Here is a 14,701-nt window from a genome sequence, read left to right as displayed (position 1 = left end):
GGCGTCCGGGCGGGGGACGGCATCCCGGCGGCGGACGGCGTCCCGGCGGCGGATTCCGTCGCGTCGGACGTCACGTCCACCGCGTCGGACGTCACCCTCGACGAGCTGCGTCAGCGCGTGCTGACCGCCCGCGAGGCCCCGGCCTACGGGCAGGACTCGGTGATCGCGTGCGACCGGGTGGTGCGGATCTTCAGCGCCGAGCGGGTCGAGGTGCAGGCCCTCCAGGGCCTGGACCTGCTGGTCGGCAAGGGCGACCTGATCGCCCTGGTCGGCGCCTCCGGCAGCGGCAAGTCCACCCTGCTCAACATCCTGGCCGGCCTCGACGTCCCGTCCGCCGGCTCGGCCACCGTGGCGGGCTGCGACCTGCTGACCATGACGCCCAAGCAGCGCCTGCACTACCGCCGGGAGGTGGTCGGCTTCGTCTGGCAGCAGACCGCCCGGAACCTGATGCCGTTCCTGACCGCGGCCCAGAACGTCGCGCTGCCCATGCAGTTGAACGGCGATCGCTGGTCGGCGGGCCGGGCCAAGCGCCGGGCCGCCCGGACCGGCGAGCTGCTGGCCGCGCTCGGCATCGACCACCTGGCCGAGCGGCGGCCCGCCCAGCTCTCCGGCGGTGAGCAACAGCGGGTGGCGATCGCGGTGGCGATGGCCAACAACCCCTCGGTGCTGCTGGCCGACGAGCCGACCGGCGAGCTGGACTCGGAGACCGCCGCCGGGATCTTCGAGGCGTTCCGCACCGTCAACCGCGAGTTGGGCGCCACCGTGGTGATCGTGACGCACGACCCCATGGTGGCCGGCGAGGTCCGCCGCACGGTGGCGATCCGCGACGGGCGCACCGCCTCCGAGGTGCTGCGCCGGACGGTGACCGAGGCGGACGGTACGGAGCGGGTCAGCGAGCGGGAGTACGTGATGCTGGACCGCACCGGGCGGGTGCAGCTGCCGCGGGAGTTCCTCACCGCGCTGGGCATGGAGCACCGGGTCGCGGTCGACCTGGCCGCCGACCACATCGCGGTCCGGCCGGACGACCAGCGGGAGGCGTGAGGCGGGGGGCTGGGGGCTGGGGGCGGTCGGCTGGGTGGGCCCGCTTCGGCCCGCTTCGGCCCGCTTCGGCCCGCTTCGACCCGCTTCGACCGTCAGAGCAGCGGGGTCAGCCCCAGGCCCGCGCCCGGGGCGGCCGTGGCCCGCAGTGCGACCGTCCCGTGTGGTGCGGTCAGCCGCAGCCAGCCGCCCGCACGGTGCGCCGTCAGCCGGGCGTCCGGGTGCAGGAAGCCGATCCGGTAGGCGGCATGGGCCGCGCGCAGCGGGAGCGCCGGGAGCGCGCCGAGCGGGCGCGACCAGATCTCGTCGGCGAGCCGGTCCAGCACCTCGCGGGTCCGGTGGTGCTCCGGCACCTGCGCCGAACGCTCCTTGAACTCGGCGACGGCCGCCATCACCTGGGGGACCACCAGCCCGGCGCCGACCTCGCCGAGCTGCTGCCAGCCGCGGCGCGGCGGCAGCAGTCCCGCCCAGGCGGGCCCGGTGACCGGCGGCGGCACGGCGAGCGCGGACCCTGCCTCGTCCACCCCCTCCAGCAGCTGACCCGCCGAGACGGTGAGGTCGGTGGTGCCCGGCAGCGGCTCGGCATCGGCGCCGAGCCGGGTGGTCCGCAGGGCGAGCACCCCCGCGCTGCCCAGCGGCAACCGCCCGTAGACGGCCAGCACACCGGCACCGCCCGCCTCGTCGGCGACCAGCTGCAGCCGCACCGCGGCCGCCCGGTCGAACCGCAGCAGGCGGCTCAGGAACGCGCCGAGATCAGCCGCCTCGCGGGAGTCGGCGAGGACGAACCGGGCGGTACTGATCACGGGAGCACTCACTTCGTTCTGTTCGCGCTACGTCTCGCTGTTCACGTTACGTCCCGCTGTTCACGCCACGTCTCGCGACCGGTCAGGCCGCAGCCACCGCGACCTGGTCCGGTACGCCCGCCTGTCGGCCTTCGGCGGCCGGCTCATCCATGAAACGGCTGAGGAACTCCCGCTCCACCGGGCTGATCCGGCGCGGCCGGGCGGCCTTCAGGTCGTAGGGGACCACGATGGTCGACGCCCGGACGTACACCGTCTCGGTGCCGTCCTCGGCCCGGTCCTTCACCTCGTAGCAGACCGTGAGCGAGGCGCCGCCGATCCTGGTCACCCAGGTCTCGATGGTCACCGGCTCCGGCCGGTGCACCAGCGGCACCTTGTAGTCGATCTCGTGCCGCGCCACCACCGAGCCGCCCGCGAACTCCCCCGCGCCGGCGGCGGCGGCCTGGGTGAACATGAAGTCGATCCGGGCCTCCTCGAGGTAGCGCAGGAAGACCACGTTGTTCACGTGGCCGAAGGCGTCCATGTCGGACCACCGCAGCGGGCAGGCGTAGATGTGGCGCGCCACGAACGTCTCTCCTTCGTCTTCCAGGGACTCGGTCGGCCCGGGCATTCAGTCGGCACGGGCCTACTCGGTCGGCTCAGGTGGTCGGCCCAGCCATTGGTCGGCCCAGCCATTGGTCGGCCCGGCCGGGCACCCAACGGGCACCCGACCGGGCCGCTACCGCAGAGGCTGACGCGACGTCAGCCGCGGGTCAGCTTCTTGTAGGTCGCGCGGTGCGGACGAGCCGCGTCGGCGCCCAGACGGTCGATCTTGTTCTTCTCGTACGACTCGAAGTTGCCCTCGAACCAGAACCACCTGCTCTCGCCCTCGTAGGCGAGGATGTGGGTGGTCACCCGGTCCAGGAACCAGCGGTCGTGGGAGATGACCACGGCGCAGCCCGGGAACTCCAGCAGCGCGTTCTCCAGCGAGGAGAGGGTCTCGACGTCGAGGTCGTTGGTCGGCTCGTCGAGGAGCAGCAGGTTGCCGCCCTGCTTCAGGGTGAGCGCGAGGTTCAGGCGGTTGCGCTCACCACCGGAGAGCACGCCGGCCGGCTTCTGCTGGTCCGGGCCCTTGAAGCCGAACGCCGAGACGTAGGCACGGGAGGGCATCTCGACCTGGCCGACGTTGATCCAGTCGAGGCCGTCGGAGACGACCTCCCACAGGGTCTTCTTCGGGTCGATGTTGGAGCGGCCCTGGTCGACGTAGCTGATCTTGACGGTCTCGCCGACCTTGACCTGGCCGGAGTCCGGGGTCTCCAGGCCCTGCAGCATCTTGAAGAGCGTGGTCTTGCCGGCGCCGTTGGGGCCGATCACGCCGACGATGCCGTTGCGCGGCAGGGTGAAGCTGAGGCCGTCGATCAGGACCTTCTCGCCGAAGGCCTTGGAGAGGCTGTCCACCTCGACCACGACGCTGCCCAGGCGCGGGCCCGGCGGGATCTGGATCTCCTCGAAGTCCAGCTTCCGCATCTTGTCGGCCTCGGCCGCCATCTCCTCGTACCGGGCGAGCCGGGCCTTGGACTTGACCTGGCGGCCCTTGGCGTTGGAGCGGACCCACTCCAGCTCTTCCTTGAGCCGCTTGGCGCGCTTGGCGTCCTTCTGGCCCTCGACCTTGAGACGCGACTGCTTGGTCTCCAGGTAGGTGGAGTAGTTGCCCTCGTACGGGTAGGCCCGGCCGCGGTCGAGCTCCAGGATCCACTGCGCGACGTGGTCGAGGAAGTACCGGTCGTGGGTGACCGCGACGACGGTGCCGGCGTACTTGGCCAGGTGCTGCTCCAGCCAGTTCACCGACTCGGCGTCGAGGTGGTTGGTGGGCTCGTCGAGCAGCAGCAGGTCGGGCGCCTCGAGCAGCAGCTTGCAGAGCGCGACGCGGCGGCGCTCACCACCGGAGAGGCTGGTGACCGGCCAGTCGCCGGGCGGGCAGCCCAGCGCGTCCATGGCCTGCTCCAGCTGGGCCTCGAGGTCCCAGGCGTTGGCGTGGTCCAGCTCCTCCTGGAGCTTGCCCATCTCGTCCAGCAGCGCGTCCGAGTAGTCGGTCGCCATCAGCTCGGCGATCTCGTTGAACCGGTCGAGCTTGCCCTTGACCTCCTTGACGCCGTCCTGGACGTTCTCCAGGACCGTCTTGGACTCGTCCAGCGGCGGCTCCTGCAGGAGCATGCCGACGGTGAACCCGGGCGAGAGGAACGCGTCACCGTTGGAGGGCTGCTCCAGGCCGGCCATCATCTTGAGCACCGTGGACTTACCGGCGCCGTTCGGGCCGACAACGCCGATCTTCGCTCCGGGGAGGAAACTGAGCGTCACGTCGTCAAGGATGACCTTGTCGCCGTGCGCCTTGCGCACCTTGCGCATGGTGTAGATGTATTCCGCCACGTGAGATCGCTCCGGCGTCGTCGAGGAGTGTTTCAGGCTGTCAGCGTTCCATTGTGCCGCACCCGGGCTACCATCCCGAACCCGCGCCCGGGTACTGGGACGTTCCGAGGCCCCACGGACGGCTCCCCCACGGACCGGCTCCCCCACGGTCCGCCTCCCCCGCTGTCCACCTCTCCCTCACGGACCGGCTCCCCCGCTGTCCACCGGCCGAACGCCAGTGGCCTGACCCCCTGTACAGGAGATCAGGCCACTGGGCTGCGCTCGCCACCGCTCGGGCGGCTACGCGTACCGCTTCAGCTGCTCATCGGCAGCTGTCGCTGTCCGGCGATCGGTGTCAGGCCGCGGTGCGGCTGTGACGACCCCGACGGCGCATCGTGTAGACCGCGCCACCGCCGAGCAGCACCAGCGCACCGGCGACACCGGCGATCAGGCCGGAGTTGCTGCCGCCACCGGTGAAGGCGAGGGTCTTGCCACCCGTGCTGCTCGGGCTGGCCGAGGCGCTCGGCGCGACCGCGGCCGGGGCGCTGGCGCTGGCCGAGCTGCTCGGGGCGGCGGTGGCCGGGCGGCTCGGGGTCGCCGAGGTCACCGGGGTGGCCGAGGTGCTCGGGCTCGGGGAGTGGGACGGGGCGACCTGGCAGTTGCGGATGCCCTGGAACTCCTGCTGGCCCTTGGGGCCGGTGACCTTGATGTCGTAGGCCGCACCCTCGCCGACCGGGACGACCTCGGTCTGGGTCTGGCCCGGTGCGACCGTGAGCGACGGCATGCCGCTGCCCTCGTCGGTCACGCCGACGGTGAAGGCCTGGTCACCGTTGTTGGTGGCCGTGACAACGACGCCGTTCTTGGTGCAGTCGACCATCGCCGAGAAGGCGAGGACCGGGCCGGCCGGCGCCCAGGTGGCGGTGGTGCTGGCGGTGACGGTGTCGGTCTGGGTGCCCGCCAGGATCAGCGTCTGGCTGTGGTTCTGGGGCGTGTAGCCGAGGCTGGTGAACGCCCGGCCGACCTGGACGTCGGCCGACGCCTTGGCGCTGACCGTTGCCGTACCGGCGTTCGCACCGGCCGGAGCCTTCACGAAGAGCTCGTCGCCGCTCTTGGCAGGCGCGGTCAGGGCGCCGCTCTTGTCGGACAGGACGTTGCCGCTCTTGTCCGTGAGGACCACGCCGGCCGCGCTGGACGCGGAGTCGAGCGAGGCGCTGACGGAGTTGCTCGTGCTGCCGACGGTGATCGGGCCGAGCAGCGCGCCGCTCTTACCGGAGACCGAGGACGGGGACAGGGTCAGCGAGGGAGCCGGCTCCTTGACGTCCTGCACGTGGCTGATCAGGTAGCTGGCGAGGGTCGCCGCGCCGGCGTCGACCGGGACCGCCTTGACGTGGTCCGAGAAGTGCCAGATCGCGGCCTGCGTACCAGCGGCGGCCTCGTCGGCGGTGAGCGAACCGACACCGACCTCGCTGCCCAGCTTGCCGAGGTCGGAGACCTGCGGGTACGAGTTCTGCAGGATCCAGTTGATCTTGCCGGCGTCGGGGTTGGTCGCGAGCGAGGTGCCGGACCAGGCGGTCTCCTGGTACTTGGCGTGCGGCTTCGTCTCCATGTTGAGATCGATGCAGTACGTGTCGAACTCGGTGCCGTCCGCGTTCTTGAGGACGATCAGACCGCCCCCGGCGTTCCAGTCACCGTCATTGATCTTGATCTGGCCGCCGACCTTCAGGCCGTCCTGAAGTGTCGCGGTCGCCCCGGAACCGGTGCCACCGCCATCCGCGACGGCCGCACCCGCCAGAACGAACCCGCCGCCGACCATCACGCTCGACGTGAGCATGACAGCAGCTATGCGGGAGATACCCCGCCGTTGCATGTGGTACATGAATGACCCCTCCGGGCAGGGCCGCGCCCATGACGGCCCGCCGCGCAATGCTGCGCCCGATGTGGCGCTGCCGCACTTGTCTGAACCAGACGCATCATATTGAGAACCCGAGGCGCGCAAACCGAAATTCCTAGGGTTGCAACTTCCGTATCAGAATTGTTATCAAGCCGCTTGCCTGCCCGGCAGACTGACGGGTCGACAGATATTCGTCACTTTATCGACTCTCTGACCTGCCATTGCACGATGGCTGACGACTAGTGTCGATGAAAGCTCAACTAACGCTCAAGAGCTAGAGCCAGTGTGATCGATACCGCCGATGTAGTGGTTGTTACCCGCACTAGCCGCCCATCCCATCGCCCACCCGCACTTCGGAGCTTCGGAGTTTGGGGCCGCACTCGCTCCGCGACCCCGGCGCGAGGGTGGGGGGAGAGGGTGGAGTGGAGCCCCGCGCGTGGACTCGTGCCACCTCTCCCGTCCGACGCCCGTCGACCGGTCGACCCGTCGACCCACCCGTGGACCCACCCGCCGACCCGCCCGACGACCCGCCCGACGCTCCCTCAAGCCCCGCCCCTCCCCGACCTCTCACCTCTACCGCCACCTCCGTCACGCACCCCTCCTCACCACCACTTCCTCACATTGGCCCCACCTCTCCCTCCCACCCCGCCCCGCCCAGCTCCCCGGGCAGCCGCGCTCCGACCCGCGCGTCCGCCTCCGCTTCCCCGACCGGCCCACCAGCAGCGCGACTTGACCGGACCGCCCTAGCCGAGCGGGGCGGTCGCTCCACACCGGCACCATGCGTACTCCGAGCCCAGCGGGCGGCACGCGACGCCCCTTCCGCCGCCGACGCTGCCGCTCCCGCCACCGCTCCCGCTCCCGCTGCCGAGGAAGGCGCAGGCGGCGGCCCGGCCTCCGCAACCCCACCCACTCCGCCAACTGCCCCCGCTCCGACCGGCGCTCGCCCCGCCGACCCGCCCTGCTCGATCGCGGCCCGCCGCGACGGCGGTGCCAGCGCGGCCCCGCCGCCCGCGGGGCCCCCAGCAGCAGCCCCCAACCCCGCCAACTCCCCTGCGACGACCGAACCTCCCGCCGCCACCGGCTCCGCCCGGTCACCACCCGCCGCAGCCACCGCACCGGCCACCCGATGCGCTCGGACCGCCTCCACGATCCACTCCGGCACCGCCTCACCGACCGGCTGCGCCGACGTCAACTCCGCCCTGCCACGGACCGCCCAGCGGAAGGCCGAGGTGCCCCGACCGAGGTCGTGCCCCACCACCCGGGCATCGATCTCCACCACCGATCTCCGCTTGCCGCCGTCCTCCCACTCCCGCACTCGCAGCCGCCCGCTGACCACCACCGGATCGCCCTTGCCGAGCGAACTCACCACATTCGCCGCCAGCCAGCGCCACGCGTTCACCGTGACCCAGTTGGTCTCTCCGTCGACCCACTCACCGCGCGCCCGGTCGTAGCGTCGCTCCGTCGCCGCCAGCCGGAAGTTCGCCATCGGCACCCCGGCGGCGGTCTGCCCGTAGCTCACCGTCGAGGCGACATTTCCGATCATCGTCACCAGAGTCTCGTTCACGGCATGCCCTCGCATTTCTCGTGTTTCTCCTGCATCGGGAGAATTGACCTGCTGTCGACGATGATGCTCCGCCCCACCACAACTCCGGAAAATGGATTTGATTTCTGTGGATAACCGGCCCCTGTGGATAAATTTGCCATCCCTTGGTGATATTATTTCCGGAATTACCTATCGAAATCCTCTGCGTCCATGACAAAAACCCCCGACCCCTCCCCCGCCCACCCCTGAACGAGTGGCCACAAGGACGCTCTGTCCACGTCATCCGACCGGAGGAACCGAAATCTCACCCCGCGCCGCCCCTGCTCAACCGTCACGTTCCCAGCACACCCCGCTACCAGCGCGGCAGGTCCATAACGGGTGAGGAGACATCGCCGTAACGACTGCACAACGTCCGGCGGCAACACCCCCCACAATGCTGCACCCTGCCCCTCCACCTGCGATTATCAGACCGCTCTCGCGAGGCCGACACACCCATCCCGGCGATGGAAAGCCAAGCAAGGCAGCGCCGCCCCCTTATCCTGTCCCCGGCAGGGCAAGGGACTCACCAACCCACCCCCAGGGATTGGGCACCGGACGCCCGCAAGGCCCCACCCGCCCCACCCCGGGCCCACCGCCCGCCCCGCCCCCGTAGCTCAGCGGATAGAGCAGGTGCCTTCTAAGCACTTGGCCGCAGGTTCGAGTCCTGCCGGGGGCACCGCTGCGCCCCGTCGGTCCACACCGGATCGACAGGGCGTTTTCGCAGGTCAGGGCACTGGAGGTGACCCGATTCACTAGCAATACCCCCAGCCACCTAGCAGAACGAACGTCCGGCCATGTACGGCTATGCACGGCTCAGAACGGCTGTCCACGGCACATTCACGGACGCGACAGGCGTGGCGGAGAGGACTCGGACAGCAGTGTCAAGAGGTGTCCTGCTTCGCCTTCGGCCCCGCGGCTTCCCAATGGAGGTTGGCCTCGATCCGGCGCCGGTACTCCGCCTGCTGACCGTCGATGCACAGGGCGTAGTTCCGAAGCAGGACCTCAACGCTGTTCCCTGCCCAAGCGGCCACCTCGGCCGGCGGGACGCTGGCGTTCAGCCACTCCGTCAGCCGGGTGTGCCGAAGGTCGTACACCCGCTTCCCCATGGGTGAGGCAGCCTCCTCGGGGAGCAGAACCTGTGCCCGGGCCCGGTGCCAGGCGCGCCGGTAGACGGACCCGGACAACACCCCGCCGCCCTCCCCTTGAAAGAGCAGATCCCTGGGCTTCAGCCCCTCGTCCTCGATGTGCTGGAGGAGGATCCCCGCGAGCAGGGGTGAGCACGGCACCGGCCGCACTTGCTTCTCCTCACGCCCCTTCAGGTGCCGACGGTCGTGACGAGTCCCGGAATCAGTCCAGCGGCGCCCAACCTCCGGCGTCGCGACATGCACCAGCAGCTCACCCCACTCCCCTTCGCGAAGGGTCACGTCCCCGACGCGCAGGGCGACCGCCTCCTCCGGCCGTGTCCCCGCATAGCGCACCGTCGCAAAGAAGGGGTGAAGCCGGCTGCCACCGCGCGGACGGTTGCGGATCCAGTCGAAGAGGAGAGCGGTCTTCTCCGGCCCGATCAGCGAGCGCTTGTCGATCACGTCACTCGTCTTGACGGCCTTCGCACGCGGCTCGTTGGCCTCCTGGACCGGATTGACTGTCAGTGCCTTGGAACGGACCGCAAAGTCCAGGGCGTTGCTCAGGATCCGGCGGTTCCGGCTTCGCGAGGAGGCCGCAGCGCGCTTGCCGTCGAGCTTCGTCGTGATCGCGGTCATCACCAGCGCGAACCGGGCGCTGTCCTCGATCTCGCTGGCCGGGCGGCTGTGCTGCTGGACCCACCGCAGGATCCGCCTGACCTCCCGCGGCGCCTGGTCCCGGTGCTCCTTGTTGAACGCCCATTCCCGAAGGGCCGTACGGACCTCCACCGGGTCGAAGGTCCCGGGAAGCTCCCGCTTCAGCATCGCCACGGTGACCGGCACCAGCGCCTTGGCGATGTTCTGCCGGTTGTTCGCGGACGCATCGGGCCACTTCATGTCCACGTACGACAGCGCGAGGTCGTACCAGGTCTTGGAGGACGCGGCCGGCCGGTGTGAGACCGGCAGGCCGGTCTCACACCGGAACGCCTCCCCTTTATTGATCGCAGTCTTCAGTTCGGCGTGGAACGACTCGGCCAGCCCGGAACTGGTGAACGTCTCGTTGAACTCCTCTCCTGCGACGATCCACCGGACCTGATGCGTCGTACGGGTCTTGCGCTCCAACGCCCTGATCTTCCAGAGCCGAACGTCGAAGGTGGTCCTGTCGGTCATCAGGCGACGTCCTCGCAGTCGTCCAGCCAGTCATCCAGGTCCATGCGGCGGATCCTCAACTCACCGTTGGGGAGCTTGATGCAGCGCGGGGCCCGGTTCTTCTGGCGCCAGTCGTAGAAGGTGGAGCGGGAGATTTGAAGCTCGTCACAGACCTCGGGCAGCGTCAGCATGTCGCGCGGCCTGCTCTTGATCGTGGGGTTGGGCACGACAACTCCCTTGGGAAGCAAAAGGGCGGGCCGTGGGGTCGGCTCGCCCTGTCTCTGAGCAGCCGCTACCGCCGCTACGCCGCTACCTCCCAGGTCAGCGGCGGTGCGGCGGTAGCGGGAGGGGTAGCGGTAGCGGCTGGGCGGGGTCAGCCGGTGGTGCTGAAGTCGGCCGGTTCGTGCGTGGGGTGGGGCGGGACTTCGTCCGCTACCGCTACCCGGTCCGCTACCGGGAACAGGGGCCTGACCTGGGCGGTAGCGGCGGTAGCGCTGGTAGCGGACTCCTCGGACAGGTCCTCTGAGAGGGGCGGGCAGTACCTGGTCCACGCGTCCGTGAGGTCGGTGGCGTAGTAGCCCTTGAGGACGGATCCGGCGATCTTGATGTTGCGCGGGCGGATGGGGTCGTTGTCGGCGGTGACGTAGTCGCCGAGCATCCGGGCCAGACCGCGGGCGTTGAGCGGTCGGCCGTCGAGGTCGGCCCAGGGGGCGTCGTCCATGGCGAGCAGGCGTTCCAGGATCGAGACGCTGGTCATCCGCTCGGCGCCGTCGAACACGGCGCGCAGGTCGGCGAGCAGGCGGATGCCGATGCTGCCCTTGTCGTTGGCCTTCGCGGCGTTGACGAGGGTGAGGCAGGCGGCGCGGGCCCGCTCGGGCCAGTGGCCGCCGGCGGCGTCGGCGACGGCGATCAGGGGTTCCCAGACATCGGCTGGCCGGTCGGTGATGCCTTCGGGCATTTCGGGCCAGGCACCGTCGATCTGCTCGCGGATCGTGTCGGCCCAGGCGGCGAGGCGGTCGCGCAGCGCGTGGCCCTCGGGCTCGTTGATGCGCTGGCGGAACCCCTCGACCTGCTCGTTGGGGGCCCGGCGGCGCATTCGGATGACCACGGCCCGACTCATGATGGTGTCGGGCAGGTCGCCGAGCCCGGCGGTGGCGAGGGCCGCGTAGACGGGGAACTTCACCACGCGGTGGTTCTCGCCCTCGCGGACGCTGCGCAGGATGCCACCGGTGCGCCGGTACCCGGAGTTGATGAGGCTGCGCAGGTCCTCGTTCCCGGCCGCTTTGGCTCCGAAGATCGCGTCGATCTCATCGAAGAGGATGGTCGGCCGGCCGCCGCTCTCGTCGGAGATGGAGCGGAACAGAGCGGAGGGGCTGACGTCCGTGGTGATCAACGGCCGGGGCGTGAGGGTCTGGATGATCTCCAGCGCGCGGGTCTTCCCGCTTCCGGGCTCGGGGCTGAGGAAGGCCAGGCGCGGGGTGCACTCGAAGGCGTCCATGAGGTGGGTGTGGGCGTCCCACAGCACCACCGCGACGTAGGCGGCCTCGCTGGGGAAGACGTTGAAGCGGCGGTGGTGCCGCTCGACTTCGTCCAGGAGGGCGGCGCCGTCCTCGGGGTCCTGGCTGGGGGTGGGGGTGGGGTGGTTGGTCATGCGGCGGGCCTCGCGGTGGTGTGGGTCAGGCCCCAGTCGAGGCCGGAGCGGATGGTGCGGGCGGCTTCCTTTTCGTGGAGGCCGGCGGCGTGCGCGGCGTCCATGAGGCGGTCTTCGACCTGGTGGCGGGTGAGGGTGTGGGTGGCGATCATGCGGGCCAGGGAGCGGGCGGCGCCGAGCAGGGCGTGGTTGCGTCCGCCCTCGCCGGTGGTGGCGACCTTGTCGCACTCGCGGTCCAGCGCGGCGTTCGCCCACGCGGCGGGATCTGAGATCCGCCCCGGCGTGGGCGCGGGTGCGGGACCGGCGGGGCCGCGCTCTTTGCTGATCAGCAAAGAGCCGGGCAGGGGCAGGGGCGGCAGGTCCAGCTCCACCAGGTAGGACACGCCGTCCACCTGCGAGCCGGCGGCGACGACGTATCCGCCTGTGGCGCGGGTGTCGATCGCCCAGCCGAACGTGCCGACCGTGTTGGGCTGGGCCGGGTGTTCGGGGGCGCGGTAGTAAAGGTGGCGTCCGCCGCTGCGGGTGCGCACCCGGAACGTCTGGTCCGGGACGGGCTGGCCGGCACGGTGGAACAGCTCGGCGAATACGTCGGTGCCGTCGGTGATGCCGGGCTTGTCCCACTCGGCCGGGGGGTGGGTGCCGGGCTTGGGGATGTCGAGGTCGGCGACCACCAGGCGAGAGGGCCCACAGGCGATGGCGATGTTGAACGGGCCGGTGGACCAGCAGCGGCGGATGCGGTCCGGGTCGGTGGTGGCGCGCTGCTCCCAGGCGGCGACGGCCGGGCGCTTGCTGTCGGGCAGCAGCGGGAAGACCTGCCAGCCGCGCTCGGCCGCAGCGAGCGCGGCCGTCAGCAGGTGGGGTTGAGTGGTCATCAGGGCCTCTCAGAGGGCGATGCGGCCGGGGCACCGCCGTGACGGGCGGCGCCCGACCAGGAAAGGTCAGATCTTGAAGAGGGCGTCCGGCTCGACCGGCGGGACGGCGGCCTGCCAGGTCTTGCGGGCGGCGGCGAGGGTCGCCTGGTGGCAGTCGGGGCACCAGGCGGCCAGGGCGCGTTTGGGCAAGGCGGCCTGTCGGTGGTCGGGCAGGAGCATGTCGGCCGGGTCGGCGGGAGCGGCGACCAGGTGGACCAGTCCGCCGCCGTGACGGTGGCGGTAGCCGGCGTGCTCGCGCGGGCAGCGTCCACCGTCCTTGGCGTGGTTCTTGCCGCAGGTGCCGCGACACTGGCAGCGGCCGGCGGCGGCAGCGATGACCTGCTGCCACAGGCCGGTGGTGTCACCCAAGGGCGGGGTCCGGTTCGTGCTCACGCGGCCACCTGCCTGGCTTGGTCGGTGGTGGCTCGGGTGAGGAGCAGGCGCAGCGCGGCCTCGGCTTGGGTGGGGATGACGCCGTTGCCCAGGGCTTTGAGTTGGGCGGTGCGGGACAGGCCGGGTACGGCGGTGACCCAGCCTTGGTCCAGGCCCATGAGCCATTCGACGAAGGCGGGGTTCAGGCGTCCTCGATCGTCAGTTGGCCCGGGAGCGGGTCGGCCGATCGTCGCCTGCCACCGCTGGATCGCGGCCCGGTAGGGGCCCCAATCCGGGCCGCCGCCGAGGGCAGCGTCAGGTCCCCCTTGCTGCCCCGCTGGTTCGGGCCGCCCTTGCTCCCGTCCGTCGCCCTGGGTGTCGGCAGCAGAGCCCCGGCCAGGGTGGGGTTGCCCCGCCCGTACGTCGGGCTGGTCCGCTCGCCGTCGGCGACGACGGGGATGGGCAGCAGCGAGATCGTGTGTCGCGGGTCTATCCCGCCGCCGGCCGCGTGCCCGATCCCGGTGGCCTCCGAGACCGTTGGGGTCGGGAGCAACAGGCCGTCCGGGAAGCCCCGGCCACGCGAGTCGCAGGCCCTGGGGGTGGGCAGACCAGGCGGTGAGGAAGACGCGGGTGCGCTGGTGGGCGGCGCCGACGTCGCACGCTCGCACACTCGCCCATTCCGCATCGAACCCGAGCCCGGCCAGGTCCGCGAGAACGGTGCCAAGTGCCCGCACAGCACGTTCCGCTCCGGTGTCTCCCAGACACCACGGGCAGGGCTGAACGTGGCCGTCAGCGCGGGCGGAGAGGAGCCCTTCGACATTCTCGATCACCACCAGATTGGGAGTCAGTTCCTGGATGGCGCGCTCGACCTCGAACCACAGGCCCGAGCGGGTCCCGGCCGTCAGGCCCGCGCGGTTGCCGGCGCTGGAAACGTCCTGGCACGGGAACCCGGCGGTCAACACGTCGACCGACTCCACCTCGCCCCAGCTCACGGCGGCAATGTCACCCAGGTTCGGCACGTCGGGGTGGTGGTGGGCCAGGATCGCCGAAGCGCCGGGGTCGTTGTCCGCAACCCACGCAACTTCCCCGCCGAGAACGCGTTGGACAGCCAGGTCCAGGCCACCGTATCCGGTGCACAGCGACCCGATCCGCGGCCTGCTCACCGGACCGCGCCCGTCAGGTCATTGATGATCCAGGCGCAGTCGTTGAGGACGCGGAGGAGGGTGTGGACAGTGTCCTTGGCCTCGATCAGCAGGAGGCGGCCGGGTCCCGTGGCGGCCGGCTCGATCAGGTCCTCATGGGGCACCGGCAGGAGCAGGGCGGCGGTGGCGAGCAGCGCGGGGCGGCCCAGCTGATACGGCTCGACCAGCGTCAGCCAGATCCCGGTGTCCCACGGGGCGGGGCGCTCGCGGGTCCAGTCGGCCAGGCCCGCGGGCCGGGAGACGAGAGCGGTCTGACGCAGCGGCACCTCGACTCGCAGGAACAGGTCGCGGTCGTCGGTGAGGTGCGGGGTGATGCTGGCCAGGTCGGGGCGGATGCGCACGTAGCCGGGAGACATGACCGGGCTGGTCGCCACCCGCCACGCGGCGATGGCGAACTCGCCGACCTCCAGCGGGTGGCCGTCCTCGTTGAACCAATGGGCGTGCTGGTCGAGGTAGGCGCCGTACCGCGAGTTGCCGTTACTGGCGTTCTCACGGTCGTAGGCATCGTCGGTCAGGGCGAGCGTGTTCGTGCTGAACTCGGGCATGCTGGTTCCGTTCTCGTATGGAGTGCGGGATTGAGAGGGGCCCCACAGCAGCCC

The 14,701-nt window shown here is 70.7% G+C and carries 14 protein-coding genes, 1 tRNA gene and 1 pseudogene; 2 read left to right on the top strand and 14 right to left on the bottom strand.

The window, feature by feature from the left end:
- The first annotated feature begins 105 nt into the window (after window positions 1-105).
- Complete coding sequence (locus ACFZB9_RS14155; RefSeq protein WP_391447381.1) at window positions 106-1,041, top strand: ABC transporter ATP-binding protein; 936 nt, start codon at window positions 106-108, stop codon at window positions 1,039-1,041.
- Window positions 1,042-1,133: 92 nt separating this feature from the next.
- On the opposite strand, the gene ACFZB9_RS14150 is transcribed toward ACFZB9_RS14155, so the two are convergent.
- The 5 genes from ACFZB9_RS14150 to ACFZB9_RS14130 all read right to left on the bottom strand — a co-directional run bounded on the left by ACFZB9_RS14150 (window position 1,134) and on the right by ACFZB9_RS14130 (window position 7,657).
- Window positions 1,134-1,841 (bottom strand): hypothetical protein, encoded by a 708-nt coding sequence (locus ACFZB9_RS14150; RefSeq protein ID WP_391446870.1) that lies wholly within the window; start codon window positions 1,839-1,841, stop codon window positions 1,134-1,136.
- An 82-nt stretch (window positions 1,842-1,923) separates the two neighbouring features.
- Window positions 1,924-2,403, bottom strand: coding sequence for an acyl-CoA thioesterase (locus ACFZB9_RS14145; RefSeq protein ID WP_391446869.1), 480 nt, complete (start codon window positions 2,401-2,403; stop codon window positions 1,924-1,926).
- 176 nt (window positions 2,404-2,579) lie between these two features.
- Window positions 2,580-4,244, bottom strand: coding sequence for an energy-dependent translational throttle protein EttA (ettA, locus tag ACFZB9_RS14140; protein WP_391446867.1), 1,665 nt, complete (start codon window positions 4,242-4,244; stop codon window positions 2,580-2,582).
- A 334-nt stretch (window positions 4,245-4,578) separates the two neighbouring features.
- Complete coding sequence (locus ACFZB9_RS14135; protein ID WP_391446865.1) at window positions 4,579-6,054, bottom strand: Cys-Gln thioester bond-forming surface protein; 1,476 nt, start codon at window positions 6,052-6,054, stop codon at window positions 4,579-4,581.
- 676 nt (window positions 6,055-6,730) lie between these two features.
- Entirely contained in the window at window positions 6,731-7,657 is a 927-nt protein-coding gene (locus ACFZB9_RS14130) for a single-stranded DNA-binding protein (protein WP_391447379.1), read from the bottom strand.
- Window positions 7,658-8,299: 642 nt separating this feature from the next.
- Here ACFZB9_RS14130 and ACFZB9_RS14125 point away from each other — a divergent pair.
- Window positions 8,300-8,372, top strand: a tRNA-Arg gene (locus tag ACFZB9_RS14125).
- 205 nt (window positions 8,373-8,577) lie between these two features.
- On the opposite strand, the gene ACFZB9_RS14120 is transcribed toward ACFZB9_RS14125, so the two are convergent.
- From ACFZB9_RS14120 to ACFZB9_RS14080, 9 genes and pseudogenes are all read right to left on the bottom strand, one after another.
- On the bottom strand, window positions 8,578-9,987 hold the full coding sequence (locus ACFZB9_RS14120; protein WP_391446863.1) for a tyrosine-type recombinase/integrase: 1,410 nt from the start codon (window positions 9,985-9,987) through the stop codon (window positions 8,578-8,580).
- The gene (locus tag ACFZB9_RS14115; protein WP_391447378.1) at window positions 9,987-10,157 is read right to left on the bottom strand and encodes a helix-turn-helix transcriptional regulator; all 171 of its coding nucleotides are present in this window, start codon (window positions 10,155-10,157) and stop codon (window positions 9,987-9,989) included. The genes ACFZB9_RS14120 and ACFZB9_RS14115 overlap by 1 nt, the downstream gene beginning before the upstream one ends.
- 182 nt (window positions 10,158-10,339) lie before the next feature.
- Entirely contained in the window at window positions 10,340-11,617 is a 1,278-nt protein-coding gene (locus ACFZB9_RS14110) for a DUF3631 domain-containing protein (RefSeq protein WP_391446861.1), read from the bottom strand.
- Entirely contained in the window at window positions 11,614-12,489 is an 876-nt protein-coding gene (locus ACFZB9_RS14105; RefSeq protein ID WP_391446859.1) for a bifunctional DNA primase/polymerase, read from the bottom strand. Before ACFZB9_RS14105 ends, ACFZB9_RS14110 begins: the two co-directional genes overlap by 4 nt.
- Window positions 12,490-12,555: 66 nt before the next feature.
- A complete protein-coding gene (locus tag ACFZB9_RS14100; RefSeq protein WP_391446858.1) occupies window positions 12,556-12,921 on the bottom strand; it encodes a hypothetical protein in 366 nt (121 codons plus the stop codon).
- Window positions 12,918-13,079, bottom strand: coding sequence for a hypothetical protein (locus tag ACFZB9_RS14095; protein WP_391447416.1), 162 nt, complete (start codon window positions 13,077-13,079; stop codon window positions 12,918-12,920). The genes ACFZB9_RS14100 and ACFZB9_RS14095 overlap by 4 nt, the downstream gene beginning before the upstream one ends.
- Window positions 13,080-13,102: 23 nt before the next feature.
- Complete coding sequence (locus ACFZB9_RS14090) at window positions 13,103-13,453, bottom strand: hypothetical protein (RefSeq protein WP_391447414.1); 351 nt, start codon at window positions 13,451-13,453, stop codon at window positions 13,103-13,105.
- A gap of 112 nt (window positions 13,454-13,565) precedes the next feature.
- Window positions 13,566-14,063: pseudogene (locus tag ACFZB9_RS14085) on the bottom strand (DNA cytosine methyltransferase); the annotation flags it as partial.
- Window positions 14,060-14,647: a hypothetical protein gene (locus ACFZB9_RS14080; RefSeq protein WP_391446856.1), complete on the bottom strand. Its 588-nt coding sequence runs from the start codon at window positions 14,645-14,647 to the stop codon at window positions 14,060-14,062. The gene ACFZB9_RS14080 and the pseudogene ACFZB9_RS14085, both read right to left, overlap by 4 nt.
- Window positions 14,648-14,701: the final 54 nt, after the last annotated feature.

The organism is Kitasatospora sp. NPDC008050 (assembly GCF_042957465.1).
Classification (GTDB): Bacteria; Actinomycetota; Actinomycetes; order Streptomycetales; family Streptomycetaceae; genus Kitasatospora.
Note: the sequence above shows the minus strand (reverse complement) of the source record. Positions and strands in the feature narration are given on the sequence as shown.

What these genes read in the sequence shown, in the direction of transcription:
- ACFZB9_RS14110 (WP_391446861.1), bottom strand. Translation starts at nt 11,617, where the DNA reads ATGACCAACCACCCCACCCCCACCCCCAGCCAGGACCCCGAGGACGGC.
- ACFZB9_RS14120 (WP_391446863.1), bottom strand. Translation starts at nt 9,987, where the DNA reads ATGACCGACAGGACCACCTTCGACGTTCGGCTCTGGAAGATCAGGGCG.
- ACFZB9_RS14115 (WP_391447378.1), bottom strand. Translation starts at nt 10,157, where the DNA reads ATGCTGACGCTGCCCGAGGTCTGTGACGAGCTTCAAATCTCCCGCTCC.
- ACFZB9_RS14105 (WP_391446859.1), bottom strand. Translation starts at nt 12,489, where the DNA reads ATGACCACTCAACCCCACCTGCTGACGGCCGCGCTCGCTGCGGCCGAG.
- ACFZB9_RS14095 (WP_391447416.1), bottom strand. Translation starts at nt 13,079, where the DNA reads ATGGGCCTGGACCAAGGCTGGGTCACCGCCGTACCCGGCCTGTCCCGC.
- ACFZB9_RS14135 (WP_391446865.1), bottom strand. Translation starts at nt 6,054, where the DNA reads ATGCTCACGTCGAGCGTGATGGTCGGCGGCGGGTTCGTTCTGGCGGGT.
- ACFZB9_RS14080 (WP_391446856.1), bottom strand. Translation starts at nt 14,647, where the DNA reads ATGCCCGAGTTCAGCACGAACACGCTCGCCCTGACCGACGATGCCTAC.
- ACFZB9_RS14130 (WP_391447379.1), bottom strand. Translation starts at nt 7,657, where the DNA reads ATGATCGGAAATGTCGCCTCGACGGTGAGCTACGGGCAGACCGCCGCC.